The sequence below is a fragment of the Candidatus Cloacimonadota bacterium genome (assembly GCA_028706475.1).
GTDB lineage: Bacteria > Cloacimonadota > Cloacimonadia > Cloacimonadales > Cloacimonadaceae > UBA5456.
On record JAQWBI010000005.1, the window covers coordinates 1 to 24,752 of the forward strand.

The 24,752-nt window shown below is 47.2% G+C and carries 19 protein-coding genes; 12 read left to right on the plus strand and 7 right to left on the minus strand.

Features of this window, described 5'->3' with window-relative positions; translation table 11 throughout:
* The first annotated feature begins 871 nt into the window (after nucleotides 1–871).
* Genes PHF32_01950 through PHF32_02005 form a run of 12 tightly spaced genes read left to right on the plus strand, consistent with a single transcriptional unit; the run spans nucleotide 872 to nucleotide 12,644 of the window.
* On the plus strand, nucleotides 872–1,351 hold the full coding sequence (locus PHF32_01950) for a ribosome maturation factor RimP (GenBank protein MDD4559492.1): 480 nt from the start codon (nucleotides 872–874) through the stop codon (nucleotides 1,349–1,351).
* The gene (gene nusA, locus PHF32_01955; protein ID MDD4559493.1) at nucleotides 1,341–2,579 is read left to right on the plus strand and encodes a transcription termination factor NusA; all 1,239 of its coding nucleotides are present in this window, start codon (nucleotides 1,341–1,343) and stop codon (nucleotides 2,577–2,579) included. Before PHF32_01950 ends, nusA begins: the two co-directional genes overlap by 11 nt.
* Complete coding sequence (locus PHF32_01960) at nucleotides 2,579–2,812, plus strand: DUF448 domain-containing protein (GenBank protein MDD4559494.1); 234 nt, start codon at nucleotides 2,579–2,581, stop codon at nucleotides 2,810–2,812. Before nusA ends, PHF32_01960 begins: the two co-directional genes overlap by 1 nt.
* The gene (locus PHF32_01965; protein MDD4559495.1) at nucleotides 2,809–3,126 is read left to right on the plus strand and encodes a ribosomal L7Ae/L30e/S12e/Gadd45 family protein; all 318 of its coding nucleotides are present in this window, start codon (nucleotides 2,809–2,811) and stop codon (nucleotides 3,124–3,126) included. Before PHF32_01960 ends, PHF32_01965 begins: the two co-directional genes overlap by 4 nt.
* 11 nt (nucleotides 3,127–3,137) lie before the next feature.
* Complete coding sequence (gene infB / locus PHF32_01970; protein ID MDD4559496.1) at nucleotides 3,138–5,768, plus strand: translation initiation factor IF-2; 2,631 nt, start codon at nucleotides 3,138–3,140, stop codon at nucleotides 5,766–5,768.
* Nucleotides 5,768–6,259: a 30S ribosome-binding factor RbfA gene (gene rbfA / locus PHF32_01975; GenBank protein ID MDD4559497.1), complete on the plus strand. Its 492-nt coding sequence runs from the start codon at nucleotides 5,768–5,770 to the stop codon at nucleotides 6,257–6,259. The genes infB and rbfA overlap by 1 nt, the downstream gene beginning before the upstream one ends.
* A gap of 39 nt (nucleotides 6,260–6,298) precedes the next feature.
* Complete coding sequence (locus PHF32_01980; GenBank protein MDD4559498.1) at nucleotides 6,299–7,285, plus strand: bifunctional oligoribonuclease/PAP phosphatase NrnA; 987 nt, start codon at nucleotides 6,299–6,301, stop codon at nucleotides 7,283–7,285.
* Complete coding sequence (truB, locus tag PHF32_01985; GenBank protein ID MDD4559499.1) at nucleotides 7,282–8,154, plus strand: tRNA pseudouridine(55) synthase TruB; 873 nt, start codon at nucleotides 7,282–7,284, stop codon at nucleotides 8,152–8,154. The genes PHF32_01980 and truB overlap by 4 nt, the downstream gene beginning before the upstream one ends.
* Nucleotides 8,145–9,041 carry a bifunctional riboflavin kinase/FAD synthetase gene (locus tag PHF32_01990; GenBank protein MDD4559500.1) on the plus strand — a complete coding sequence of 299 codons (897 nt, stop codon included), beginning with the start codon at nucleotides 8,145–8,147 and terminating at the stop codon, nucleotides 9,039–9,041. The genes truB and PHF32_01990 overlap by 10 nt, the downstream gene beginning before the upstream one ends.
* Nucleotides 9,038–10,906, plus strand: a complete 1,869-nt coding sequence (locus tag PHF32_01995; GenBank protein MDD4559501.1) for a T9SS type A sorting domain-containing protein — start codon at nucleotides 9,038–9,040, stop codon at nucleotides 10,904–10,906. The genes PHF32_01990 and PHF32_01995 overlap by 4 nt, the downstream gene beginning before the upstream one ends.
* Nucleotides 10,907–10,912: 6 nt before the next feature.
* Nucleotides 10,913–11,863: an HD domain-containing protein gene (locus PHF32_02000; GenBank protein ID MDD4559502.1), complete on the plus strand. Its 951-nt coding sequence runs from the start codon at nucleotides 10,913–10,915 to the stop codon at nucleotides 11,861–11,863.
* Between the two features lie 4 nt (nucleotides 11,864–11,867).
* Nucleotides 11,868–12,644 (plus strand): MBL fold metallo-hydrolase, encoded by a 777-nt coding sequence (locus PHF32_02005; protein MDD4559503.1) that lies wholly within the window; start codon nucleotides 11,868–11,870, stop codon nucleotides 12,642–12,644.
* Between the two features lie 200 nt (nucleotides 12,645–12,844).
* Here PHF32_02005 and priA read toward each other — a convergent pair whose 3' ends face one another.
* From priA to PHF32_02040, 7 genes are all read right to left on the minus strand, one after another.
* Nucleotides 12,845–15,199: a primosomal protein N' gene (gene priA, locus PHF32_02010; GenBank protein MDD4559504.1), complete on the minus strand. Its 2,355-nt coding sequence runs from the start codon at nucleotides 15,197–15,199 to the stop codon at nucleotides 12,845–12,847.
* A 93-nt stretch (nucleotides 15,200–15,292) separates the two neighbouring features.
* Nucleotides 15,293–16,702: a hypothetical protein gene (locus tag PHF32_02015; protein ID MDD4559505.1), complete on the minus strand. Its 1,410-nt coding sequence runs from the start codon at nucleotides 16,700–16,702 to the stop codon at nucleotides 15,293–15,295.
* A gap of 11 nt (nucleotides 16,703–16,713) precedes the next feature.
* Entirely contained in the window at nucleotides 16,714–17,247 is a 534-nt protein-coding gene (locus PHF32_02020; protein MDD4559506.1) for a biopolymer transporter ExbD, read from the minus strand.
* A gap of 17 nt (nucleotides 17,248–17,264) precedes the next feature.
* Complete coding sequence (locus PHF32_02025) at nucleotides 17,265–17,813, minus strand: hypothetical protein (GenBank protein ID MDD4559507.1); 549 nt, start codon at nucleotides 17,811–17,813, stop codon at nucleotides 17,265–17,267.
* A 4-nt stretch (nucleotides 17,814–17,817) separates the two neighbouring features.
* Complete coding sequence (locus tag PHF32_02030) at nucleotides 17,818–18,591, minus strand: MotA/TolQ/ExbB proton channel family protein (protein ID MDD4559508.1); 774 nt, start codon at nucleotides 18,589–18,591, stop codon at nucleotides 17,818–17,820.
* Nucleotides 18,588–18,881 carry a hypothetical protein gene (locus PHF32_02035; protein MDD4559509.1) on the minus strand — a complete coding sequence of 98 codons (294 nt, stop codon included), beginning with the start codon at nucleotides 18,879–18,881 and terminating at the stop codon, nucleotides 18,588–18,590. The genes PHF32_02030 and PHF32_02035 overlap by 4 nt, the downstream gene beginning before the upstream one ends.
* Nucleotides 18,878–24,712 (minus strand): tetratricopeptide repeat protein, encoded by a 5,835-nt coding sequence (locus tag PHF32_02040; GenBank protein ID MDD4559510.1) that lies wholly within the window; start codon nucleotides 24,710–24,712, stop codon nucleotides 18,878–18,880. Before PHF32_02040 ends, PHF32_02035 begins: the two co-directional genes overlap by 4 nt.
* Between the last annotated feature and the right edge of the window lie 40 nt (nucleotides 24,713–24,752).

Below are 24,752 nucleotides of genomic sequence, written 5' to 3' on the forward strand. Positions count from 1 at the left end.
CACTGCGAGCGTCCTTCGATTTCAGTCGCTGCACGCCATATCCTTGCTCTGACTTAATCTTGTCCATAAGAGTCTCCTTATTTCTGATAGCTTACTCCTATGGTCATATGATACAAACTTAAAATAACCTTAACAACAACCTAATACAGAACCCCGGATACTCTTCGGGGTTTTTTGTTAGAGGATTCGACAGGTCTCCTTCGGAAGGTTGAATGTTCCGCTTCGCGTCACTGTTGAAACGGCCTTCGGCCTGTTGAACGCTCAGGCTTCGCCTTCGCTGTTGAGCGGTACTGTAGTGCTGCAGTGTTGCAGTGCTGCGGTTCTGCAGTTGATGGTATTGCTGGAGTGTAGCTCATGCCTCCGGCACGTTCTCGTTATTGCAGCTCTCCTGAGGTGTCAAAGTGCAGAGATCAAATGTCAACCCTGAGGGGGTTTTGGGGACTCCGGCCAACCACCCTTCAAAAATCTGCGTGATCTGCGTAATCTGCGTGCTATTCCAAGCAGTGCCGAACTGGATATAAAGCCGTTATCAAGCAGTGGTCACTCGATGATAACCCGATGATATCTGCTTCATATCAAGAGGAAGCAAAAAGCATCAATGTGGAAACTTGCACATTTTGCTTGACACGATATCATCGCAATTTATGTTGTCTCAAATAGTAGATTCCGCCCAAGATGGCGGCTAAGTTGTTATGGTTCCCGCATTTGCGGTTTTGATAGCTACAAGGGTTAGCTATTTTTTTTGATGTGAAACAGATGTGTTTGCGCTCATGGGGACTTGCTCTCCGGGCACAGTCACAAGAGATTTACCGAGTATTTGCCGGTAGAATGGATATGAACAGCGGTTTTTCCGCAAAGATTAGAGGTTTATTTGCAATACTTTAGAACTCAGATTGAAGACATCGCCAAGAAGATCTGCGCAGAAATGCATCTTGCCCTGTACGACATTGATGAAAAGATGAGCGGCAAGGGGCGGATCATCATAGTGTACCTTACCAAGATCGGCGGAGTAACGCTGGATGAGTGTGCCCGTTTCAGCCGGGCTCTGAGTGATGAGTTGGAGACCTTTGATCTGATTCCGGAGCGCTATTTTCTGGAAGTGTCCTCTCCCGGTTTGGAGCGACCGCTAAAGCTGAAGAGTCACTGGGTGAGTGCCATCAATGAGAAAGTGGCGGTTCAATATAGCGAAGAGGAAGAGAAGCGCTCTGTGATGGGTACTTTGCTGGAGGTAAATCAGGATACCGTGGTTTTGGACGATCGCGGGGAGCGGATCGAGATTGCACTGAAATCGATCTCCAGAGCCAAAACAGTATATTTGGGAATAGTCCGAGGTGAGAACAATGAACGCTAATATTCTGGATGCGGTTATCAAGCTGGCCGCGATCAAACAGTTGGATGGAGCTTTGATCCAAGAGATCATCGTGGAATCCATCACAAATACTTTGTCCAAGAAATTGGGGCCTGAAAACGAACTGGAAGTATATATCGATGAAGCGGTGAGCGGCATAAAGGTTCGCTTTAAATGCCAGGTGGTGGAATTGGAAAATGAACTAGGCGAGATATCTTTGACCGATGCCCGGGCAGACTTTGATCCCCGCGCTCAGTTAGGCGATTACATCCAAAAAGAGATGTCGCTGTATGAGTTCGAGCCCAAATTGGTAAAAACAGCGCAAAAGATTATTCAAGATCGTATCCGCAATCTGGAAGATGAAAAGATACAGAACGACTTCAATAAACAGAAGCACACTATCGTCTCCGGAAAGATAAAATCCATCGACGAAAACAACGGCGGATACCGCATAGACTTCAGCTACACAGATGCGCTATTGCCGCTGGACGAACAGATTGAGAACGAATTTTACCGTGTGGGCGACAATATCAAAGCCTACGTGACCAATATCCGCAATGGAAATAAAGGTGTGACGGTGATCCTCTCCCGCACGAATCCTGAATTTGTGAAAAAGCTGTTCGAAGCGGAGATCCCCTCCATATTCAACGGTAAGATGCACATCCGCAAGATCGTGAGAGAGCCCGGAATCCGCACCAAAGTGGAATTGGAAAGCATGGATGAGAGCTTGGACCCCATCACAGAATGCGTGGGCCCAAAAGGTACCAGAATCGACAGTATCCGCAGAGAACTGCACGGCGAACAGATCGACATCGTGGTACATAGCGAAGACATGGAACAGATGGTTCAAAACGCCCTGGGCATCAGCAATGCCAAGCGCGTGGTGGTCGAACGCGGCCGCGCCGCTAGTGTGATCGTGGATGAAGCGGACAAAGTGGTGGCCATAGGCAAGCAAGGCAAGAACGTGCGTTTGGCTGCCAAGCTTACCGGACTCAAAATCGACATCTTTACCAGCGAAGAATATGAAGAAAAGATGTCCAAAGAACGTCGCACCGTAAGCCATATCACCGAACTGGACGGAGTAAGTCCCAAGATTGCCGAAGTGTTGCGCAATGCAGGATATACAAGTGTTCAGGATATCTTCCAGGCCTCTGTGAATGAACTGGCATCCCTGGAAGGCATGGGCCAGAAAACAGCGGAAAAGCTGAAGGAAGCTGCTAAGTATTTCTAATGACAAATATGAATAGTAAAGCCGGACACATCCCCATTCGCAGCTGTGTAATCTGCAAGACAAAGCGGGCACAGAAAGAGCTGCTGGGCTTCATGATGATGCCCTCGGGGATCGTGTATGACCTCGCTCGCCGGCTGCAAGGGCGCAAGCAGTATGTGTGCCCCTCCAGGGAATGCGTTGCCCTATTGCCCAAATGGCAGAAAAGACGCGCAAAAGGGAGGTCAGCGAAATGACAGAGCTGAATCCCAAGATATTGAATCTGATGCAGTTTGCCCGTAAGGCAGGGAAACTGGTGGCGGGAGTGGATGCCTGCATAAGAGGCATGCATCACAGGCATATACACTTGATTGTGATAGCCGGAGATACCTCGGAGCGTACCGCAGAACGGATTCGCTACGAGATCAAAGAAGACGGTAACAAGTTGCTGATTATCCGCGCAGGAGAACAGGCAGAGATAAGCGCTGCTTTGGGATTGCCCGTCACCGGAGTGTTTGGCATCAGCGACAAAAATTTTGCTGCCAAGATGATCGAATATTGGCAGGCGTGAGTGGAGGAACCTTGCAGATACGAGTACATGAATTAGCCAAGGAACTCAAGATCAGTACAATGGCTCTAAAAAAGCATCTTACAGATCTGGGTGTGGTAACTAAAAGCCACATGAGCTTTATCGAAGAAGAAGTCGCGGATAAAATCCGTGCAAAATACAACGAACAGGTTGATGCCGAAAAAAGAGCGGAAAAAGACCGTAAAAAACTGATTGAACTGCGCCAGCAGGCAAGGAAAAGCGAAGCTAAGGCCGCTGCCAAGGCAGAAGAAATAGTACCTACCGAACCGGAACCGGTACCTGAAGTAGAAGAGCCTAAAACGGAAAAAGCCAAACGAACCAAGAAAGCTGCCAAGTCAGATGAGCCCGAAGCAGAAGCAGAAGATACCGCTATAGCGGAAGAAAGTTCCGAAGCTCCTATGGTACCTGCAGAAAGCATTACTCCGGAAGAAGCCAAACCATCGTATCAGGAATTGCAGGAACAGAAAGCCCGCGAAGAAGTAAAAAAGAAGCGTGAATCCCTGGATATCCGCGTGCCTTATAAGCAGGCTACTCCGCCTCCAAAGGCCAGAGAGAGCAAGAGTAAAGCGGTGGAGAAACCCCGCAAAAGCCGTGCAACAGCCACCCACACTCCCCCTCCCTCTCCACCCGTGGTGATTCCGGAGAAAAAGGAGATCGAAAAGAAGTTTGGCAAGGCTAAACCCGTTCACGATGAACTGGGCGAAAAGAGTAAGCACAAAAAAGCTCTGCTCTCCAGTAAAAAGGGTAAAATCAAGGTTTTGGAACCCACAGAAGTTGACGAAGCCGTAATCTCCAGAAACATCAAGAAAGTGATGCAGAAAACCACGAAGCGCAAAAAGTATCATCGAGAAGCGCAAGTAGTGGAAGACAACAGCAGTGAGATCATCATTCGCGAATTCACTTCGGTGTCCGAGCTGGCCAAGATCATGAATGTATCTCCCAGCGAGATTATCTCAAAGTTCTTTATGATGGGGCAGCTTGTTACCATGAACCAGCGTTTGGATCGGGATTCATTGGAGATGATTTGCGATGAGTTCAAGGTAGATTTCCGCTTTGAAGATGAGTATGGCTCAGAGCTTATTGAACAAGAAATGGACAAATATGCTGATGTTCCCGAAGTGCCCAGGCCTCCTGTGGTTACTATTATGGGTCACGTGGACCACGGTAAGACCTCGATTCTGGATTATATCCGCAATGAAAACATCGTAGCCGGAGAATCCGGAGGCATCACTCAGCACATCGGTGCCTATCAGATAGAAATAAACAACTATAAAATAACTTTCCTGGATACCCCCGGTCACGAAGCATTCACCGCTATGCGTGCCCGTGGCGCCAATGTTACAGATATCGCCGTGATCGTGGTTGCCGCTTCCGAAGGGGTGAAACCTCAGACCCGCGAAGCTATCGACCATGCCCGTGCAGCAGGAGTCTCGCTCATTATTGCGATTAATAAAATTGATTTGCCTGAAGCGAATGTAGATAAAACCATCGCTGATCTGCTGGAAGCTGGCGTTTATCTGGAACAATACGGCGGTGATGTACCATGGTGCAAAACTTCCACCGTGACCGGAGAAGGCATCCTGAATCTGATAGAATTGATCCTTTTGACAGCGGAGATGCTGGATCTGAAAGCGAAAGAGAACATTCCGGCAGAAGCTATTGTAGTGGAAGCGCAGAAAGACTCCCGCATGGGATCAGTAGCTACCATCCTGATGCAACAGGGAACCCTAAGACGAGGTGATATAATCGTTTGCGGCGCAGTTAGCGGTAGAGTTCGGCGTATGGAGAATGCGAGCGGTCTGGAAATGAAAACGCTATACCCCAGCGATGTGGCACGAATCTACGGTTTATCCGATACACCCAAGGCTGGTGACGTCCTGAACCAGGTGGATAGTGAGAGAACTGCGCGGGCAATTTCGACCGAGCGTCAGCAAATCCGCATGGAACGAGAGAAATACCAGAACAAATCCAGTCTGCAAAACATCTTTGCCCGCATCAAAGAAGAGCAGGTAAACACATTGAACATAATCCTGAAGACAGATACGGACGGCTCGGCTGAGGCAATAGCGGATAGCTTGCAAAAACTTGCTAATGAGGAAGTATCGGTTAAAATTATTCACAAGAGCGTGGGTGGTATCTCCGAAACTGACGTATCACTAGCTTCGGCTTCGGATGCCATCATCTTGGGATTCCATGTTCGTGCTACTCAACAAGCTCGTCGCCTGGCGGAAGATGAAGGAGTTCAAATACAGCTCTATCAGGTAATCTACGATGCCATAGACGATATCACGGCAGCTCTGGAAGGAATGCTGGCTCCCACGATTGAAGAACAAAATATAGGCAGCGCCACAGTAAAACAAGTGTATAAGATCAAAAAGCTTGGTACCATCGCCGGTTGTCAGGTGGATCGCGGAGTGATCCAAAGCAATTGTCTGGTACGTATATATCGCAACGATGTGCTGATTAACGAAGCCAAGCTAAGCTCTTTGAGGCATTATAGCAACGATGTGAAAGAAGTCCGTGCGGGTTCCGATTGCGGCATCACTCTGGAAAACTTCTCCGACATCAAAGAAGGCGACGTTTTTGAAGCATACATCGAACAAGAGGTAGCCAAGAAACTCTGATGAAGAACTATCGCATACCCAGATTGCAGGAAGAACTGAAGAAGATCTTCAACATCACACTCAGCAAGAAACTGGGGGATCCCATGTTGGCTTGGGTAAACATCACGGATGTAGTGATCTCCAAAGATCTGCGCTATGCAAAGATATACTTTTCCCATTACAACAATCCCGCCTCGCACAACGAGATCCGGGAGCACCTGATGAAGACAAGCGGATTCTTTAAGAAACAAATTGCAGGAGCACAAATTATGAGAACAATACCTGAACTCTCATTCTTCTACGATGATACCGAAGACCGCGCCGCGAAAGTGGAAGCCCTTTTGGCTGGTATCAAAGACGATTATGACGATGCTGACGATTACGATCCGGACATCGATATCGACGATTATCTTGATGATGATGAATACTATGAGTATGATGACGAAGACCTCGACGAAGATGATTATGAAGACTTTGACGATGACGACGACGATGATGATGAGGATGATTGAGCTACCCTGTTGAATCACAACGATCACGACATACAATTGATGAATAAAGACATATCGAGCGACTTCTTTGCCTTGGTGAAAGAGGCTGAGAGCATCGCGTTGACTACTCATATCCATTCGGACGGCGACGGCATGGTGACCTGCTTTGCCTTGCAGGAGATCATGAAAGCTTCCGGTTTCGACTCTACCATCGTTACCGACGGGGAAGAGCTGGATCGCTATGCTTTCCTGATGCGATACACAAAGGTGCAAGCTTTTCACGAAGACATGGACTTTGGGCTGGTGATTGTGCTGGATTGCAATAGCTACGACCGCATCGGTAACCGGCATACACTTCTGGACAAAGCCCGGAAAGTGGCAGTATTGGATCACCATATGATAGAGCATAATCACATCCCTGCAGATCTGCAACTGGTGGATTACAGCTATCCTTCGGTGGGAGCGTTGATCTGGCGCAGTATGCGAGAGACAATTCAAAAGCTGAATCCCGCTGTTCGGAAATATGTGGCAGATTGTGTGTATGTAAGCATTCTGAACGATAGCAACAACTTTAGTAATGCCAATACCAATGCCACCATGTTCGAGATCTCCGCAGAGCTTGCCCAGGAAGGCATCAAAGCCCACGAGCTGCACATGGCTTATCTGCAAAATCACAGTGCCAAAGAAATGCTCTATGTGGGCAGAAGTCTATCCACAATCCGCCTGTTCGAGGATGGCAAGTACCTGTTTCTGCACTCCGACAAAGCTTTGGCGGAAGAATTGGATGTGGATCCCTCTGCATATATGAGCGTAACTCGTTGGGTACAGGGCATATCTGGCCTCAGTGCCATCGCTTATTTTCGTGAAGATGAACCCGGAATGTGGAAAATATCGCTACGTTCTTTAATCCTGGATATGCACGAAGTAGCAGCTCGGCACGGAGGCGGTGGGCATCGCCAAGCATCCGGATTGACCTTGATGGGCAGTCTTCAGGAAGTGCAGGAAGTCATTTTGCACGATCTGAAGCAGGCCAATTCCTTATCATGAATTCGTTCTTCCTGATCGACAAGGAGGCGGGTATCTCCTCCTTCAAAGTGATTAGTTCCCTACGCAAGATATTGGGCATCCGCAAGATAGGGCATAGCGGCACCCTTGATCCATTTGCCACTGGACTCCTAATCTGCGCTACCGGTCAATATAGCCGATTGTTAAAATACGCTTTATCCCAAGACAAGGTCTATGAAGTGGAGTTACTGCTAGGCAGCAAGAGCAGTACCGGCGATCCTGAAGGAGAGATCATAGAGGAAACGGAGCTTCCGGAGAGCCTCAGCATTCCTGCCAATCTCGAAACGAAAGTTAGGGCTCTGCAAGAACTGCCCATTCCGAGATACTCCGCTGTGAAGATTGCAGGTAAGAGGGCATACAGACTTGCCCGGCAGGGGATTGAGGTGGACATGCCCATGCGTGAGGTGAAGATACTGGATTTTGAACTCTTGAGCGGAATCGAAGATAAACGCTTGTGCTATCGAGCTAAAGTATCCAAAGGCACTTATATCCGCGCCCTAAGTGAATACATCGCCGGTGAATTGGGATGTGTGGGAATGACTACTCAGCTTCGCAGATCCGCAATCGCAGACATCAGTGTGGATGAAGCATGCATTGTGGAAGATCTGGCAAAGGACATACACTCCAAAACGTTTGATGTGCACAGGATACTCCATCATCTACCTGCAATCGAGCTTTCCGAATCGCAGTCAAAGAGCTTTTTGCATGGTATGAGACTGCCGACAGATGCTGCTGATGCCCCGGATACAGCGATATATTCTGCAAATGGACTCTTTCTGGGTATAGCGAAGGTAGAATCCCTTGAGATTATCCCACAATTGGTGATGGACGGAGGCAAGACATGTGCGTAATCAGTCTGGGTACTTTCGATGGCCTTCATTTGGGTCACCGCAAGCTTCTGGATAGAGTTCGCGAACTTGCTTCTACCGAATGCTTGAAATCCGTGATCATCACATACAAAGATCACCCGGCCTTTATCCTGAATCAAAGAGCTCTGCCCAAATTGCTCTGTCCCTCGGAAGTGAAAGAGCAGGAATTGAAGCGATTGGGCATTGACCAGGTGGAAATGCTCGATTTCTCCCAGGACTTAGCTGAAACCTCTGCACTAGATTTCCTGCAGAATGTGCTCATTCCGCGTTGGCGGCCAAAAATCATCGTAGTAGGTCACGATAGCCATTTCGGCAAAAACCGGGAAGGCGATCGCAGCTTTCTGGAGCGATTTGCATCGCGTTTCAATTTCCGGGTGGAGTATGTAGAACCGCAGTTATTTGAGGGCAAACCGATCAGTAGCAGTATGATCCGAGACTTTCTGAGCCGGGGACAGATCGAAGAAGCCAACCATCTCTTGGGCAGGAGTTACCGTCTTTCAGGCAAAGTGGGGAAGGGTTTGGCCAGGGGCAGGGAGTTTGGTTTCCCCACCGCAAATCTGATCCTGAGCAATCCGCACCAGCTTATCCCCGCGGAAGGGATATATCTCAGCAAAGCACATTTGGAGCAAGCGTCTTTTTTTAGCTTGACCAATATCGGGAAGTCTCCTACAGTGAAACACACAGGAATCGTGGAGATAGAAACTTTTCTGATCGATTTTACCGGCGATATCTACGACGATAATATGCAGGTGGAATTGTTACATTATCTCAGGGAGGAAAGGATGTTTGCAAATACTGACGACTTGGTCGCAGCCATGAATCGCGATCTGGAACGTGCCATCGCTCTGGTAGCGGAGTTGCAAGCTTGAAACGCAGCCTTATCATCCTGGCATTGCTCTTCAGCTATCTGTATGGGATAGTATGCATATCTGCAGACGGAGAGCAGATCCCGCAGGACCGCGAGTATCACTATTATCTGCATAATAATGCACATGACTACAGCTTTTACGGTGCCAATAAATGGGCGGTGAGATTCGATTTTAGCCAGGCATATCCTCTTATGAGCAACGTGAACTTCACCGCTAGCGGAGCCAGACTGTGGTTTCCGAATCCTGGAGGACAAGTAACGGTAGAACTTTGTACGGACAATGTATCTCAACCTGGTAGCGTAGTATCCGTGCAAACGGTGGAAGTATCATCCCAGCAGATTGACATCGCCTTTCCCTCCACCAGCACACATGATATTGCCTGGCTGGTGGTTACATACGAGACAAACATGCAATCCCGCTATGTAGCGGCTAGTGCGGGAGGCGGTGATAATAGCTTTTACATGACAACCGTGGGCGATCAGTTTTACCTGTCTTCACTTAGCAATGCCGGTTTTAACTGTGAACTGCTGTTTGGTTTGTTAGGCGACTTCACTCACACAGAGGTGGATCTGGAATTATGTGATTTTTACCTTGAGGGAGATCTGTTGCCAGGTAGCAGAGTGTATCCCAGATTCACAGGTTACAATCACAGCAATCAGACACTGGATGAGGTGGGCTTGAGCATCACGATGAACCGGCCGGGAGAACCCCGGTTTGACAGTCTCTATATTGCCTTGCCTCAGAGCCTTGCCCCACTTAGCAGCTTTGACTATACCAGTGATCTGCAGTTTATAGAGCTGCCCTCAGATCCATTGCAACTACGTCTTGATATGAAGCTGATTAGTGAAATTGCCGAGAGTGATTCTCTCTCCGGCAATAACAGCTTCAACTGCTTTTTCAATATATTTGCAGATCCCATGCCAGGTCAAGTGGTGGAGAACTTTCTGCGTACTAGCGGTGACAATGCTATTTCCACGATCCAGTCTCCATATTTGAACCGTGATTTTCATGTGCTGGACTACTATCCTCTGTTATCTGACCCATTATCAAATCTGGGAGCAATGCAACGCTTCAATTGGTATGGTTTCAATGCGTTACCTCAAACTATCGGTAATGGACACAGCCGCATTATCGGGCTTACGCAAGCTTACGAAAGCAGTTTTGCCGAGCTATTGGACGACATCTCTGCCGATCGCACCTTTATCTCTGAATCCTCTTGCCGGTTGGATTCCATTCCGGAGTCCGCAAACATGTATCTTAGCGTCAGTTTGCTGAATCAGAACACGAGCTTGTATGAGTCCAATCTGGAAAACATCACACTGGATTCCCGTTTGTTTGTGGGTCTTTTTGCCAAACCAAGCGCAGAAAGTACACAGAAATACAGTTTATTACAGTGGATTTGTTTTGCCGATACCATAAATACGGCCCTCCAACCGGAAGTAACTGTGGAAAAGACTTACAGTGTAAGTTTTAGCAATCTGTTCAATGACAGTGCAGAGACAGATTACCGCATCTACTATTGGTTGCAGGATCAGTACGGCGGCAGAATTCATTTTATGAATTTCTACGATTTTGACCCCCAGCAGTATACTTCAAATGCGGATTTATATACACCAAGCCTGAGCTTTAGCGCTTATCCCAATCCGCTGAGGCAGGATGAATATCTGCATCTCAGCATAAAAGACGCTACTGCAGCGAAGATAAGCATTTACAACCTGAAAGGTCAGCGGATCCACAGGCAAAACGACATCACGGGGAAACTGGATCTATGCGGAAAGCTCTTCCCAGCATCAGGCATTTACTTTATCCGTGTGGAACAAAGCGGTAAGGCCCCTCAAACGAAGAAAATAAGCATTATTAAGTGATATAGTATGGAAGAACACATTTTTGTAGCAGACATGCATCAGCATGAGAACAAAGAGATTAGCGGGTTCTATCTGGCTCAGGAGAAAGAACTGCGAGAGGGTAAGGGCGGCAGCTTTATCCGCATAAAGATTCAGGATAGAAGCGGTTATGTCACGGCTAATGTATGGAAAGACGCTGCTAAGACCAGTGAACTTTTCGATGCCGGAGATGTGGTTCACATCAAAGCTCAAGTGGTGAATTACAAAGGCCAGATTCAACTGAGTATCCAACAATTGCGTTTTGCGGATAAAAGCGAATTTGATATTGGTTTGTTTGTGGCAAAAAGCAGATTTACTCCGGATTTTCTGGCAGAACGCTTTTGGGAATTTGTGGATAAAGTAGAACATGAATATCTCAATCGACTTTTACACGAGATCTTCGATGATAAACCGTTTTTCCAGCGTTTTTTGGAAGCCCCCGCCGCTAAAAGCTGGCACCACAATTATGTTCACGGGCTCATCGAACATACCGTAGCCGTAGCTGCCCTGTGCGAGTTTACCTCTACCCAGTATCCGGTATCCATGGATCTCATGCTCTGCGGAGCCTTACTGCATGACGCCGCCAAACAGAGAGAATACCATGGAAAGGCCAGTATAGATTTTACCGATGAGGGACGCCTATTGGGGCATCTCAGTATGGGTGATCAGATGGTGGTCGAGGCTGCATCCCGGATCCCAGGATTTCCTGAAGAAGTGTTGTTAAATCTGCGTCATCTCATCCTTTCCCATCATGGCGAATACGAGAAAGCATCTGTGCGCCTGCCGCAAACTCTGGAAGCACTTCTGCTGCACCATTGTGACAATCTGGACGCCCAAAGCGCCGGAGTGTGTCAATTGCTCGCCGCCGCTCCTCCCGATGCAGTCTGGAGTGAGTACGACAAGCTGAACAACCGCTATTATCGCATTGTAAGAATTTAGGCTTATGTTCCAAACCTCCGTACTTGCCAGCGGCAGCAAAGGTAATTCGATCCTCGTGCGTAGCCGGGATACAGGGATTATTTTGGATGCAGGGATCAGCATGAAGCGGATTTGGGAAGCTCTAGACACACTTAGAATCCAGCGCAGCATCATCAAAGCCGTAATAGTGTCCCACGAGCATTCCGATCATACCCGTAGCGCCGGAGCGCTGTGCCGCAGCCTGAAAATCCCGCTCTACATTTCTCCAGATACTTTTGCCTATAGCTCGCACAGACTGGGTAGCGTGGATGAGCGTCTGTGCTATTTTGACGCTGGAACAGAGTTTCTGATTGGAGACATCCTGATACAGCCTTTCCGCTCTTCACACGATGCGGTGGACAGCTGCAACTTTACCTTTGAACATGATGACCGGAAGCTGGGTGTAGCCATCGATCTGGGGTACTTTTCCAAACTGACCGTAACCAAACTGAGTGATGTGCATACTTTGGTACTGGAAAGCAATCACGACCTGCAGATGCTGATGGACGGCCCTTACGACTGGAATCTGAAGAAACGTGTGAAAAGCGAACACGGACACCTTTCCAACGAACAAGCGGTGGGACTTCTCTCCCAAGTGCTGCATCCGGGATTGAAAAACCTGGTGCTGGCTCACCTTTCAGAAACCAACAACCGCCCCGATCTGGCATATCAGACGATGAACGAGTATCTGCAAACCATCCGTAGCGACATCAACCTCATGGTGGCAGATCAGTATTGTCATACTCCACTGGTGGATATCTGAGCAGGCTCTGAGCCCAAGCCGCTCCTCCATTTACAGCATCCGTCGTTCAGTCTCAATCTTCCCCCTCTGAGCTTACTATATATGAAGCAGATATCATCGGGTTATCATCGAGTGACCACTGCATTATAACGCGTTTATATCTAGTTCGGCACTGCCGGATATATAGGGGGAATATCCAGGATATATAGTCTGAAACTCTGCTACATCAACATCGAAGGATCAATGTCGATCTGAAAATAGAGCTTGGTTTTAAAGGAATTGCAGATATTGTCTATGGCTTGTTTTAATACTGCCGGATTGTAGCCCTTCAAGATGAGATGATGGCGGTACATGTTGTTAATCTTGGTAAAGGGAGCGGGGGCAGGGCCCAGAATAAGCAAGTGCTCATCGGTCTTGGGCAGGTGATCCCGGCTCAAGCGTGCCATTTCGGAAACGATTTCCTGTTCATCTGCGCTTTGATAGAGGATGCGCGCCAAACGGTAGTAGGGAGGGTAATACAGCCTTTTACGCAATGCTGTTTCCACGCGGGCAAAGCCTTCAAAATCCTGATGGCTGGCATATTGAATGGCGTAGTGCTCGGGATTGTAGGTCTGGATGATTACTTCTCCTTTCTTCTCTGCTCTGCCGCTGCGTCCCGCTACTTGCGTAAGGAGCTGAAAGGTTCGTTCCGCAGAGCGAAAATCCGGGATGTTCAAGCTGATATCCGCGTTCACGATGCCAACCAGGGTTACATTGGGAAAGTCGAGTCCCTTGGTGATCATCTGCGTGCCCAACAGAATGTCCAGCTCATGCTTTTTCATGCGTTGATACATGCTTTTCAGGTTGATGCGGCTGCTGTCGCTATCCAATCTGAGAATCCGCGCCATGGGAAAAAGAATCTTCAGGCTTTGTTCTACCTTCTGAGTTCCAGGATATCCATAGGAAAAAGTAAAAGAATTGCAGGAGGGGCATCGTCGGGGTACGGGGTAGAAGGATCCGCAATAATGACATTGCATTTCTTCACGGTCGCGATGGTAATACATGCTAATTTCGCAGTTTGGACAGGTAATCAGTTTACCGCATTTCAAGCATTGCACAAAGGATGAATATCCGCGGCGGTTTTGGAAGAGGATTACTTGTTCTTTACGATCCAGCCGTTGTGCTATCGCCTTGGCCAAGTCGTCCGAAATCAGTTCTGTGCTGTCACAATCGCAGAGATCCAGGATTCTAACTTCCGGCAATTTGTAGTTCATCGGGCGTTGAAGCAATTTGTGCAGTTTATACTTTCCGGTCATACTGTTGTTCCAGCTTTCCAGAGATGGCGTGGCAGAACCCAATATAACTTGCGCACCTTGCTGTTGCGCTCGTACTATTGCTACATCCCGTCCATTGTAGCGGGGTTGGCTATCCTGTTTATAACTTTGTTCATGCTCTTCATCTACGATGATCAGTCCCAGGTTTTGCACGGGAGCAAAGATCGCACTACGGGCTCCAAGAGCGATGCGGCATTCGCCATTCTGCAGCTTTTGCCACTGGGCAAAGCGTTGGGTGTCGGTTAACTGACTATGTAGTATGGCGAGTTGTTCACCAAAGCTTGCATCAAATTTGTCCAGCATTTGGGGAGTGAGGGCGATCTCCGGGATTAGAAAGATCACGGATTTTCCGGCATTCAGATACTTCCGGATTATCTCGATGTATACCTCGGTCTTGCCACTACCGGTGATGCCATAGAGTAAGTGAACCTGAAAGCTGCCAAAATCTGAGGATATTTCTGAGATGGCAGAAATCTGTGCATCATTCAACACGATGTTCTTGGCTTTTGCGCCTGTATCCCTGAGTAATTGAGCGCTCTGCACTTCTCTGGGGAAGATCTTGATAATTCCCTTTTTCACTAATGCCTTGAGGCTGCTGTAGGAAACTACATTGCTGATGTCCGCCATGGGGAAGGGCTTGGTCTGAGTTTTGATGAGTTCCCAAGCTTCTCTTTGCCTGAGTGGAAGAGTGTCCGGATCAAAATCACTACTTATTATCTGAATAAAATTTAGGATCTTGGGCTTATCTTTGTGCCGCAATTTGTTATCTATCTTTAGTAAACCTGCAGTTGCAGCGGCTTCGCAGAGACGGTATATGGGAAGATTGGGGAAGCTTTTACGCAGATCGCATATTCGGCTTTTTCCACTGTGGATCAAAGCTCTGTAGAGTGCTTCAAACTGAGGGGGGATATCTTCTTCGGGGCCAATCCAGATCAGTTCGGCATCCACATCACTTTGCAGCTTTGCAGGAAGCATGGCAAATAGTGCTTTTCCCATGCTGCAATGATAGTATTCGGACATCCATCTTGCAAGCTTGATCAACTCAAGTGGCAGGATGGCAGTGTCGTCCAAAACCTCGGCAACGGACTTGTAGTTTAGCTTTCCAGCAGTATGGCTTTCCAGACATATACCCAGCATCAGTTTGGCTTTGAGAGGTACCAACACCCGGGCACCCAGAGGTATGGGATCCTGGCTGCTATAGCTGAAATCACGGTTTATTCCAAGAGGGAGTGCGATTTTGTAGTAATGCATGGTTATAGGCAATGGAAAGCCTGATTTTTGTCAATACAAAGCTCACAAAAAAAGGCCTCGTACAATAACGAGGCCATTATTAAGTATATGATTGATTAACTTACATTATCCTGCTCTTACGCGGAACTGGTATGCTTCTTCCTGGCTTACATTGAATCTCCAGCTGTTTACGATGGATTTTACACGTGCCACAAAGGATTCTGGATAAGCTCCTGCAGGAACCACCATTGATTCTCTAACCGTACCATTGGCGTTTATAAACAGGGTGATGGTAAAGCTTACGCTTTGGCGTAATTGAGCTTCGCGATAGGCTTGGTCAATCTGAGCCTTACGAGCTTCCACCTGATCACGCAGATTTGTAACGCGGGCTATTCCGGCTTCATCCAATCCGGTTACACTACCTTCTTTGAGGGTCTGAATGCCTCTGCGTTTGTAATCTGCAGCAATTCTTTGCTGTTCCACAATGTCGCCCCAAGCTTTGCCGCTGGGAGCAAGAGCGCTGGCATCACCAACGATGTGCGTGCCTGCAACACCAGCAGGACGTTCGGAATGTCCGGCAGTTGCCGGTCCGCGGGTCACAACGGATCCTACGTCACCGAAATTCGGAGTGCTGGTTGCGCTGAAAGAGGATCCTGCTCCGGTTCCGGCTCCGCCGAAAGCTCCGCTGCCACCACCGGTACCACCTCCACCTCCACCTCCGCCGGGACGACGGGCAGAAAAGCCTTCCTGTACTGTGACGATTTTAAGAGTAGGTGCTACACCGGTTGCACTTGCATCGAATCCGCCGGCAAAAGCAGCATCCAGGGCAGAAGAGCCGTAGGCTCCGGGTACGCCTTGTTGGGCAGTTTGGCCGGTCTCAGCTTCTCCAGTCTCTTCCGGAGGAGTCTCTTGTGCGAAGCTTTGAGTCATAGGAGTGAGATCTGCTTCAACCCGCTGAGCTTCGCTCTTGATGTTTTCAAGGCGTTGTGCCACGGTTTCTTCTTCCATCACATAGTCAGGTTTCAGGGCAAGATCAAACAGGATAGCAAACACAACGGCAAGCAAGATTATCATCCACATCATCATCCGGTTGAAGCGGGTAGTAGAGTCAGGTTTTGCTCTGCGAGCATATTGTGCTACAATTTGTTTTTCTTCAGCAGTAAGCACAGCCACCCATGGTTCGCGGTATTCGAAATGGACGTCCCAATCTGGAGCAAGAGTAACAGTACCTTTCAGGTCTTTCTTCAAAACCAATTGGTTTCCTGAAAGCAGTTTGTTCTGTTTCAGATAGTTACCGTCCAAGACATTGCCGTCTTTCTCAATGGTCAATTGAGATCCGGGTAGCACTTGCATTACGTATTCGCCGCCTTGTTGTTTTACAAAGAGGTGTTTATCCGGAAAAGAAGGGGCTAATATCTGCCATTGCAGGAATTTGTTTGAGCCAATTGTGAAGCTTCTTTTGATTTCTCTGCCTTCTTTGGCGTAATCCAGAAACTTCCCTTTATAGTTCAATCTAAGACTTAGTATTTTAGCCATACTACCTCCCCTTACATTCTAGAGGCAGTTCGGTATGATTGTAACCAATCTGCTTCTTCCAAAGTTGCGAAATAAATGTTTGCGTAACCCACTGAGGTGCCAACACTCACTATCTGAGTTACATATCCACAAGGCAGATCTGCATCGGCCTGAACTATTAGACAGGCATCACCAAGTTTGTCTTCCGGGATCACACTGATCTCAGTTTTGAAGAAATCCTGCATGACTTGGCGAACTTCAGCACTTTCCACCATTTCCTGGGGAGTCCCAAGATATTGGCTGCCAATACCCAGTAGTACTCTGTCCATGTACAATTTGACAGGAGTCACCATGGCGTTTTCCATCAGTTTCTCTTTGGTGATGGAGGTGGGATACTTCATATCCGGTAACTGGTTAATCTTCACTGCATCCATCGACACGTTTTTGATGAGAAAAACCAGGATGATAGTTAATGCGTCAAGAAGAGAAGTGATCGACAAGCTCTTTACGTCTTCTACTTTACGACGTACTTGTCTGGTTCCCTTACGACTACGATTCGAAATCATAATATCCTCCCCCAGCCTTAATAAATGTATGTAGTTTTGGGGTTACGATAATGTACTGTTACAAAACCGTTATCTTTGCAGAGGTCAATGGTGCGGATCAGGGTGTCATACAGAACATCAGGATGTACGATTACGGCAATCTCAGTAGTATCAGAATACTTTTCTTTCAGATCCACCAGCAAGGTGTTCAATCCGTCAAAATCGTAAACATCTTCTCTAAGCCACGGTATTTTGTGAATGGTTTTTTTGTCCGGTTCTCGTATTTCCATTCCAGGGAACAGTTGGGCCTGTGCATGTTCCTTCATCATCAGATGAATTTCGACGATTTCCGCTTGAGCACCGCCACCTTCTCCAGTTCCGCCACCACCTCCGTCTGAGGTAAAACTAAGCGCAATCAGAGCTACCTGTGAGATCGAAATCATCATGATCAAAAAAGGTATGATCGAGACGAAAAGATTCATAATAGGAATCAAGTTTGGTTCCTCAGGTGCAGTCTGACTGTTTTGCTGCCTTGCCTCAGAAGGGCGATATACCTTTCTCGCCCCTGAAGGATTTAGTCCTGCCATGATCTTATTCCTTGATCTGGTTGTTAATGTGGTTCACCAATTTCACACTGTATTCGTCGATATCGCTAATCAAATTCTGAGCGCGGGTGTAGAGACCACCTTTGATCAGAGTAAGCGGAATAGCACCCATTAGACCGAGAGCAGTAGTTCCGATAGCCATATAGATACCTTCGGTAAGAGCGTTCTGAGCTGCAACACCGGTTAAGAAACGCAAAGAGTTGAAAGCTTGGATGAGGCCAAAGATGGTTCCCAGAAGTCCAAGGTAGGTGGAGATTTGGGCCAGAGTATCAAACCAGAATAATCCGCCATCCAGTAGGTGTACTTTCTGCAACACAGCTTCATCAAATGCGTTTTGAACAGCGATGCGGGCTTCTTCGCCCTTCTTGCCGGTTTTACGCACATCTTTGAAAACAGACAATCCACTCCAGAAAATGAAGCCCATTGTGGTGCCCTTGAATTGGTCAGCAATCTTTGTTGCTTCGTCAATTTGATCGTTTTTCACGAAGTTCTTCAGTTTGAAGAAGAATTTCTCGGCATCAATCTTCTCTCGTACATACAGTTTAACGTAGCGCATGACCGCCAAAGTCAAACCAATCAGTAAATTGATCAGGATGAGGTGAGCCCAAAATCCGCTGGTGCTGTAAACTTCAATCAGGTTTACGCCGCTACCGGATGCTGCTGCGGTTTCGGGTACTGCTTCGGTAGCTTCCTGTGCAAAGAGGAAACCAACACTCAATAACAGGGCAATTACAACGAGTATGTTAAGCTTGCTTTTCATTTTGACTCCTTAAGCCATTTATTTAGTAGTATTTCACTGTTCTCTTGAACGATTCTGTCGTCTATTACAAAACGGTACTTACCGGTTGCTTGGAAAGTGTCGGACTTTGACTTGTAGATACCGGATACCGGTGCCATGGCTTCAACTCGAATTTCAATGACTTCTGTATCAACCAATATCCCTTCTGCATTGCGGATGGGACCGGTCGTGGGTTGAGGATTCGCCTGTTGTGCCAGTAGCACTCCTGCCAGGAGGCTAAGCACAATTACCATCAACAGGTGTTTCTTCATCGGATTTCCTCCTTTCCTGCTTGTGAATATGTGATCTTTGCCAAAAAGCCCCGGTAAACCGAGCTATTGGATACCTCGAAACGTAACACATTTCGACCATTTACTACGTGACTTGCGTTTATGAGGACCTCGCCTTTGTATATCTCGAGGGGGTCCGGATCGTAATCGAAAATTGCACTACCAATCTCTGATCCGTTCAGATATACTGTCACGGCTTCAGGAGCAATAAATTCTATGATACCTTCTTTGAATTCCGAATCCAGCATAAAATCTGTTTCAAACACCAGATCGTTTACCGGACCTTCAAGTTCGGAAACCCAAATTGGGCGGGCTGCATTTGGTTCCATGTTTACCAGATTGTCCCAGGTTATATTCCATTCTGAGGCATCTGCCGCATAACTGGAGCTTTCTTCGCCAGTATCCGGATCGCTGGTGATTATTCTCCATCCGGAGTTTGTGAAGATGTTTTTCACTACAGGTGGGATGTTTTCCCGGATTCGTTGCAGACTGGTCATGGTCTGCAAGGCAAGGGCAGCTTGTTGTTCATCGGCGCTGCTGTTTTCCAAGGACAGTTCAAACACATTGCTACCGCGGGCAAACATCTCTCCGGGAATAATGAAGCTATAGAGCGTGCTGGCGGGTTTGCCTGCTTCCAGAGTGTCTATTACCACCCAGGAAGAATTTACCACACTTCCATTCAGCTTTACTTGGATACCCAAGGGGAATGATATGTGCAGATAGGCGAAGTTTGGTTCCAGATCCATATTGAAACTGCGTGTCACATTCAAAGTGTTGTTTGAAGGAATTGTGGTGCGTCCAAGGCTTTGCCCCTTCGGACTCTGGATTCTGCTGAAATTAACAGTAGTTGCGGCTGGATCCAGATTCTGTTGCCATTGGTTGTCCAGCACGTAATCCTGACTGCGGTATTCAACACTCTGATTGTATTTCAAGAGGGCGTCTTTAGCTGCTTGTGTGATTGCATTTTGGTAGCCTGCCAGATGGAATTGAGTATATATCTGGTTGTTGTAGGTAAGTGAGTTTATGATGTACTCTTGAATATTTTGCATCTTGAAACCTTGGATTTGTGCTTCTGCATTTTCACCCCATTGTTCGCGGTAATATCTGCCCTGGGTGGTGATGCGGAAGAAGGTCTCTATCTGGGTGCCCACTACCTCTGCACCACGGTCATAGATTCTTGCGATCAAAGCAAGCGCCTTGATCTGACGATCGTTGTCCATGTCGATCTCACTCTCCGCAGTTTGGCGAATAAGGGTTCTAACCTTGTTCACTTCTGCTTCGATAGTGCTCATATACTTCTTGATGCGATTGTCGCCGCCACCAAGGTTACTATCCCAGGTTGTAATAGCAACCACTCTGATTTGTTGAGCGGGACTCTGAGTAAAGATGGAGGATCTTCCCAAGGCCTCAAGGCGTGAATCATAGTTTGCCAGGAAGGCTTTGCGTTCTTGGATCTTGTCGTATTCACGTTGAACGGCAGCGAATATCTCGTGGATGTCTTCCGGGAAACTGAGACCTTCTTTCTTGTATGCGTTCTCCAGGCTGCGGTAACGATCGCGAGCAGCAAAGGCACCTTCAAAATCCTGATTCAGGTATGCAGCGTCGAATTCCTGGGCAATGGTTCGCAATTCCGTAGTGGCTACGTCCATATAATATGAGTTTTTGCTGGGGTCTTTGGCATATATCGCCTTGGCCATTCGCTTGTAATCTTCGTTTTCTTTTCGATCATAATAACCCTTGGCCATGTATTCCATATAAGGTACTGTGTCTGAGTGATTGGGATAGGTCTCGATAAAGCGATTCATCAAGGCATAACCGGTCGGGATGTTTCCTTCCAGGTTGTAAAGGCGAATAGCGTCTGCCAATAGGCTGCTTTCGGGCACATCTTCGGTGTCAATACTTCCGGCATGTGCTTCTTCGTAAAGAGCTAAATAAGCTTCGGCAGCTTCGGTTCTGCGGGATGCATTTTCTGCTTTTGCGGAAATGGCGGCAAGGCGTAGGAAGAAGGCGTAACTGCTGCCGGGATGAGCATCTATAAACTCCTGTTCCAAGCTCGCTGCCAGGGTGGGATTGTTCATCATGGTCTCAGATTCGGCAATGTCTATGGCTTGGCTGTAGCGAGTGTAGATGGCGTCCAACTCTGTATCCGAGGCGGCCAGCTCCATCAAGAGGTCGATGGCTTGCTGATATGCACCGGCTTTCTTGAAGGCTTCCACGGCTTCGTTCTTCTGCCCCAGGATCTCCAATCTGCGGCTGGGATCCATCTCTGCTGCCAGTCTCAGGCGTTCATTGGCTTCAGTAAGAAAATCACCGGAGCCAGAGGCAGTCTCGAAGCTGTTTTGAATTTGAACCAAAATATCCTGGTTGATATTGGCTCTGTCTTCATCACTCTCAGCCAGCGGTAGAGCTTTGCGGAACCAGCTTTCAGCATCTGCAAAACGTTCCTGGCGAATACTCATTTCGGCAAGTTTCAGGTAGGTGTCACGTTTGTCGGAGTCCGTCGTCAAATCTTCGTATTCCAAGGCTTGCTGGTATAGAGCAATGGCGTCAGGATACTTTTCACGGCCAAATTGAATGTCTCCCAAGAGCAGGATAACATCCAGAGCGTTCGTCATTCTTTCGGGAGTTTTGAAGCGATCCTGATTGCTAACCTTCAAATATCTGTCCGCGCAGTTCTTCAAAACTGCAAAAGCTTCGTCTTCATTTGCCGGAGCACCTTCCTCTACAGTATATTCATTGCTTGCCATCAAATCCATAGTTGTGGCATAAGCATTGCGGGCATATATCATAGCCAATTCTTCATTTTCGTAGAATTGGCTGTTTTGAGGATGCTTATCGTTATAATCATAGAGCTTCTTTATGGCTGAATTGATGTCATGAATATCCTGAGTACGATCCGCCAGCACAGAATATGCTGTTACAATCAGACTATCTGATGATGCACTGTCGGCTTCATAATCGGGATTGTGCAATTGAGCGAATTCCTTGTAAACACGCAAATGGTTTTCGTAAGCAGTGAGGTTCTCGCGGTTAATTGAATTCACGAAGTTATTGTACAATCTGAAACCGCGTTGAGTGTAAGCATTATCTACTATGCTCATTTGGCGGCTGATGTCTTTATCTTTATTTTGGCTGTACCATTGAGAATCATGGCTGTAGTTGTTGATGATTTTTTGATAGATGTTCTGAGTAATCTGATCCAGGTCTTCGCCTTCACGCAGATTCTGGCCGGAGTTGTGGTACAGGAAGAGGATAGAGTCCTGCAGGACGGGGTTTATCAGTGCCATTGGTGCAGTATCGATCCTGAACTGTAAGAAGTCTATCGCTTGCAGTGAAGCGTTCATGTTCAGTTTCAGTTGAGTAGAACGATCCAAAACTTTTTGAACTATTTGCTCGTTGCTATAACCGTCAAAAACGCGCTGCAATTCGGCAATACCCCGCGAGAGCGAGCTGAAATCAGTTCCGTCCAGAGCGATCAGGCAGTAGGCGATGTTGTCCACGGCATCAGAACAGTAGTCTGCGGCAAGCTGCTTATCGGTGATCAAACCGGATTCGGAAGCTTTCAACAATTCCATAAAGTCGTTCATAGCCATACGCAGGTCTTGCTCGGCAAAGCTATTGAGGCGTACCCATCCTCTTTGATATAGGGCATCGTAGTAGAGAGGGCTCTTGGAGTTTGCTACGATCTGATCGAAGTATCCGATGGCTCTGTCGCGATAGAGCTCGGGATTATCAGAGTCGGTGGAAAAACTGAAATTGAGCAAGCCTAGGCGATATACGGATTCCTCATAGACTTTGGAATCCGGGAAATCTCGGACAATCTCTTGTAAAGCAGCTAGAGCTTCGCTGAAATTGGCTTCACTATACAGCGAATTGGCTGGTGCAACATCATCAAATCCAGCGGTATTACGGAAGGTGATCTTGTTGTTGCTTACTTCCATACGTTTCAATTCGCTGGTAATAAAAGCGATATTGTATAAGGCTAAATCCCGGTTCGGCAGATTGGGATCCAACTCCAGGGCCTTGCGATAACTGACCAATGCGGGATTCAGATCCTCGGGAATGGCGTAGTACTGCAACTCTGCTAAATAGTAATAAAGATCGGCAGTACCTACTAATTGATTGCCACCGGGCTGGTCAATCGAACTAAAATCAGGATTGTTTGCCAGGAAAGTATTGATCTCGCCGATCAGTTTCAGCTGTTCGGAGCGCCAATATGCTTTGTGTTCTTCCTGTTCTTCCTCAGTAAGATAGATCTGAGCTTCCAGGTACTTCTGGTAAACCGCCATCAAGCTGCGGTAAGACATCTGCAGGGTGATGAAATCCATTGCAGTAAGAGTCTCATCCCAGCCTTCATTATAAACCGCATCCCGTTGTGTAGATAAAGCTACGTCACTGATCTGGGAGGCGATCATGGGGCGGATACTGTTGCGGAAATCCTCATCATACATAGTATTGGAGAGGCTTAATACATAGTTTTCATAATCAGTGGCAGTGTCATCCAACTGCTTCTTTTCCGCTAATAGAGCATAGTATTCATCCAGGATTTCCAACAGGGCTTCACCTTCCTGAGCATCCAGGTTGTGTACATCACTCACATATTTCTGATGTAATACTTCAGCTTCAGCTTTACTTCTCATGGCCTCATTTCTTTCCATCATGAGGCGATCGTGGCTTTCCGGGAACTCTCCGCTGGCTAATAGCTCGTCGATCTCTTTGATTATCTCATCGTAGGATGTAATTATCATCTGGATTTGGAATATGCGATCCAGATACAAATCGCCGGTATAAACTTCGGTATCTGAGGTCGCTTCGGTGCTAAGCTTCAGGAAGTTCTGCGATAACACCAGGTCAAACTGTTTTAATACCCGATCATAGAAAGCCAGACTTTGCTTTGAAGCTTCAATGTACTTCATGGCGGGTATAAGAAATTCTTCAGAACCGATGGAGGCATTGGCATAATCTGTCATCAAGTGCTTTAACTCATCCAAACCGCTCATTTCTATGTCATAGTTTTCAATAATGGTATCCAGGAAGAGAATTCCTTCCATGCCGATTATTTCGTTGTAGATGGCTGTAATATCCAATTTGATCTGATCAATCTGCCCTGACAAGTCTTTTAATGCTGCTTTGCTGGGTGATTGATAAAACGTGTCTATGTCCAATGAGTTTAAACGGTTCAGAACGTTCTGTTTTAGCGGCAGAAGCGCGTTCAAGACGATCTCCCGGTTTCCGTTGTAGCGCATTATAAGATTTGATACGTCATCAAAATGTTTACTATCTGTGCCTAGATCCGAGTAGAGATAAAGATAAGCAGGGAAATACTGCTCTGTATTGTAGTTATCAAAAACGATGGCGCTCAAATAGTCTCTGGCTGTCTGACGCTCTCCGGCTTGCAGGAGTTCGGTCAGTTTGCGGTACAACACAATATTGAGCATTTTGCGTGCACCATAATTCAGATCTGTCTTCAGGAGTGAGTCGAATATGGAAATAGCTCTGTCATTCTCACCTGCTCTGGCATACATATGCCCCAAAAGATACAAGACATCGTTGTCACCCAGCAAGCTTAATGTACTGCTGAATTCTTGTAACTCTGCATTTGCTTGCGCAGGGTTCAATTCAATGACACTCGGAAGCGCGTCAACCAAGAATTCTTTGGCGACTTTTCGCAATTCCTGCCTCTGAATGCGGATTTCTTCTTGTAGCTGCTCAACAGTCACATTCTCGTCGTACTCAATGGTCTGGGCAGATAAATAAGAAAAGCAAGTCAACCCAAACATAAGGAGCAAAAACACAATAAAATTCTTTTTCATAACCCCGCTCACTTTAGACTCTCATTAAGTTAATTTGCAG

Bases quoted from the DNA above. Each gene is read 5' to 3' on its own strand.
- PHF32_01960 (MDD4559494.1), top strand. From the start codon at position 2,579: ATGACAAATATGAATAGTAAAGCCGGACACATCCCCATTCGCAGCTGT.
- PHF32_02005 (MDD4559503.1), top strand. From the start codon at position 11,868: ATGTTCCAAACCTCCGTACTTGCCAGCGGCAGCAAAGGTAATTCGATC.
- PHF32_02040 (MDD4559510.1), bottom strand. From the start codon at position 24,712: ATGAAAAAGAATTTTATTGTGTTTTTGCTCCTTATGTTTGGGTTGACT.
- PHF32_02015 (MDD4559505.1), bottom strand. From the start codon at position 16,702: ATGGCTAAAATACTAAGTCTTAGATTGAACTATAAAGGGAAGTTTCTG.
- rbfA (MDD4559497.1), top strand. From the start codon at position 5,768: ATGAAGAACTATCGCATACCCAGATTGCAGGAAGAACTGAAGAAGATC.
- PHF32_01965 (MDD4559495.1), top strand. From the start codon at position 2,809: ATGACAGAGCTGAATCCCAAGATATTGAATCTGATGCAGTTTGCCCGT.
- PHF32_01980 (MDD4559498.1), top strand. From the start codon at position 6,299: ATGAATAAAGACATATCGAGCGACTTCTTTGCCTTGGTGAAAGAGGCT.
- PHF32_02030 (MDD4559508.1), bottom strand. From the start codon at position 18,591: ATGAAAAGCAAGCTTAACATACTCGTTGTAATTGCCCTGTTATTGAGT.
- PHF32_02025 (MDD4559507.1), bottom strand. From the start codon at position 17,813: ATGGCAGGACTAAATCCTTCAGGGGCGAGAAAGGTATATCGCCCTTCT.
- nusA (MDD4559493.1), top strand. From the start codon at position 1,341: ATGAACGCTAATATTCTGGATGCGGTTATCAAGCTGGCCGCGATCAAA.
- PHF32_02000 (MDD4559502.1), top strand. From the start codon at position 10,913: ATGGAAGAACACATTTTTGTAGCAGACATGCATCAGCATGAGAACAAA.
- PHF32_02020 (MDD4559506.1), bottom strand. From the start codon at position 17,247: ATGATTTCGAATCGTAGTCGTAAGGGAACCAGACAAGTACGTCGTAAA.
- PHF32_02035 (MDD4559509.1), bottom strand. From the start codon at position 18,881: ATGAAGAAACACCTGTTGATGGTAATTGTGCTTAGCCTCCTGGCAGGA.
- truB (MDD4559499.1), top strand. From the start codon at position 7,282: ATGAATTCGTTCTTCCTGATCGACAAGGAGGCGGGTATCTCCTCCTTC.
- PHF32_01990 (MDD4559500.1), top strand. From the start codon at position 8,145: ATGTGCGTAATCAGTCTGGGTACTTTCGATGGCCTTCATTTGGGTCAC.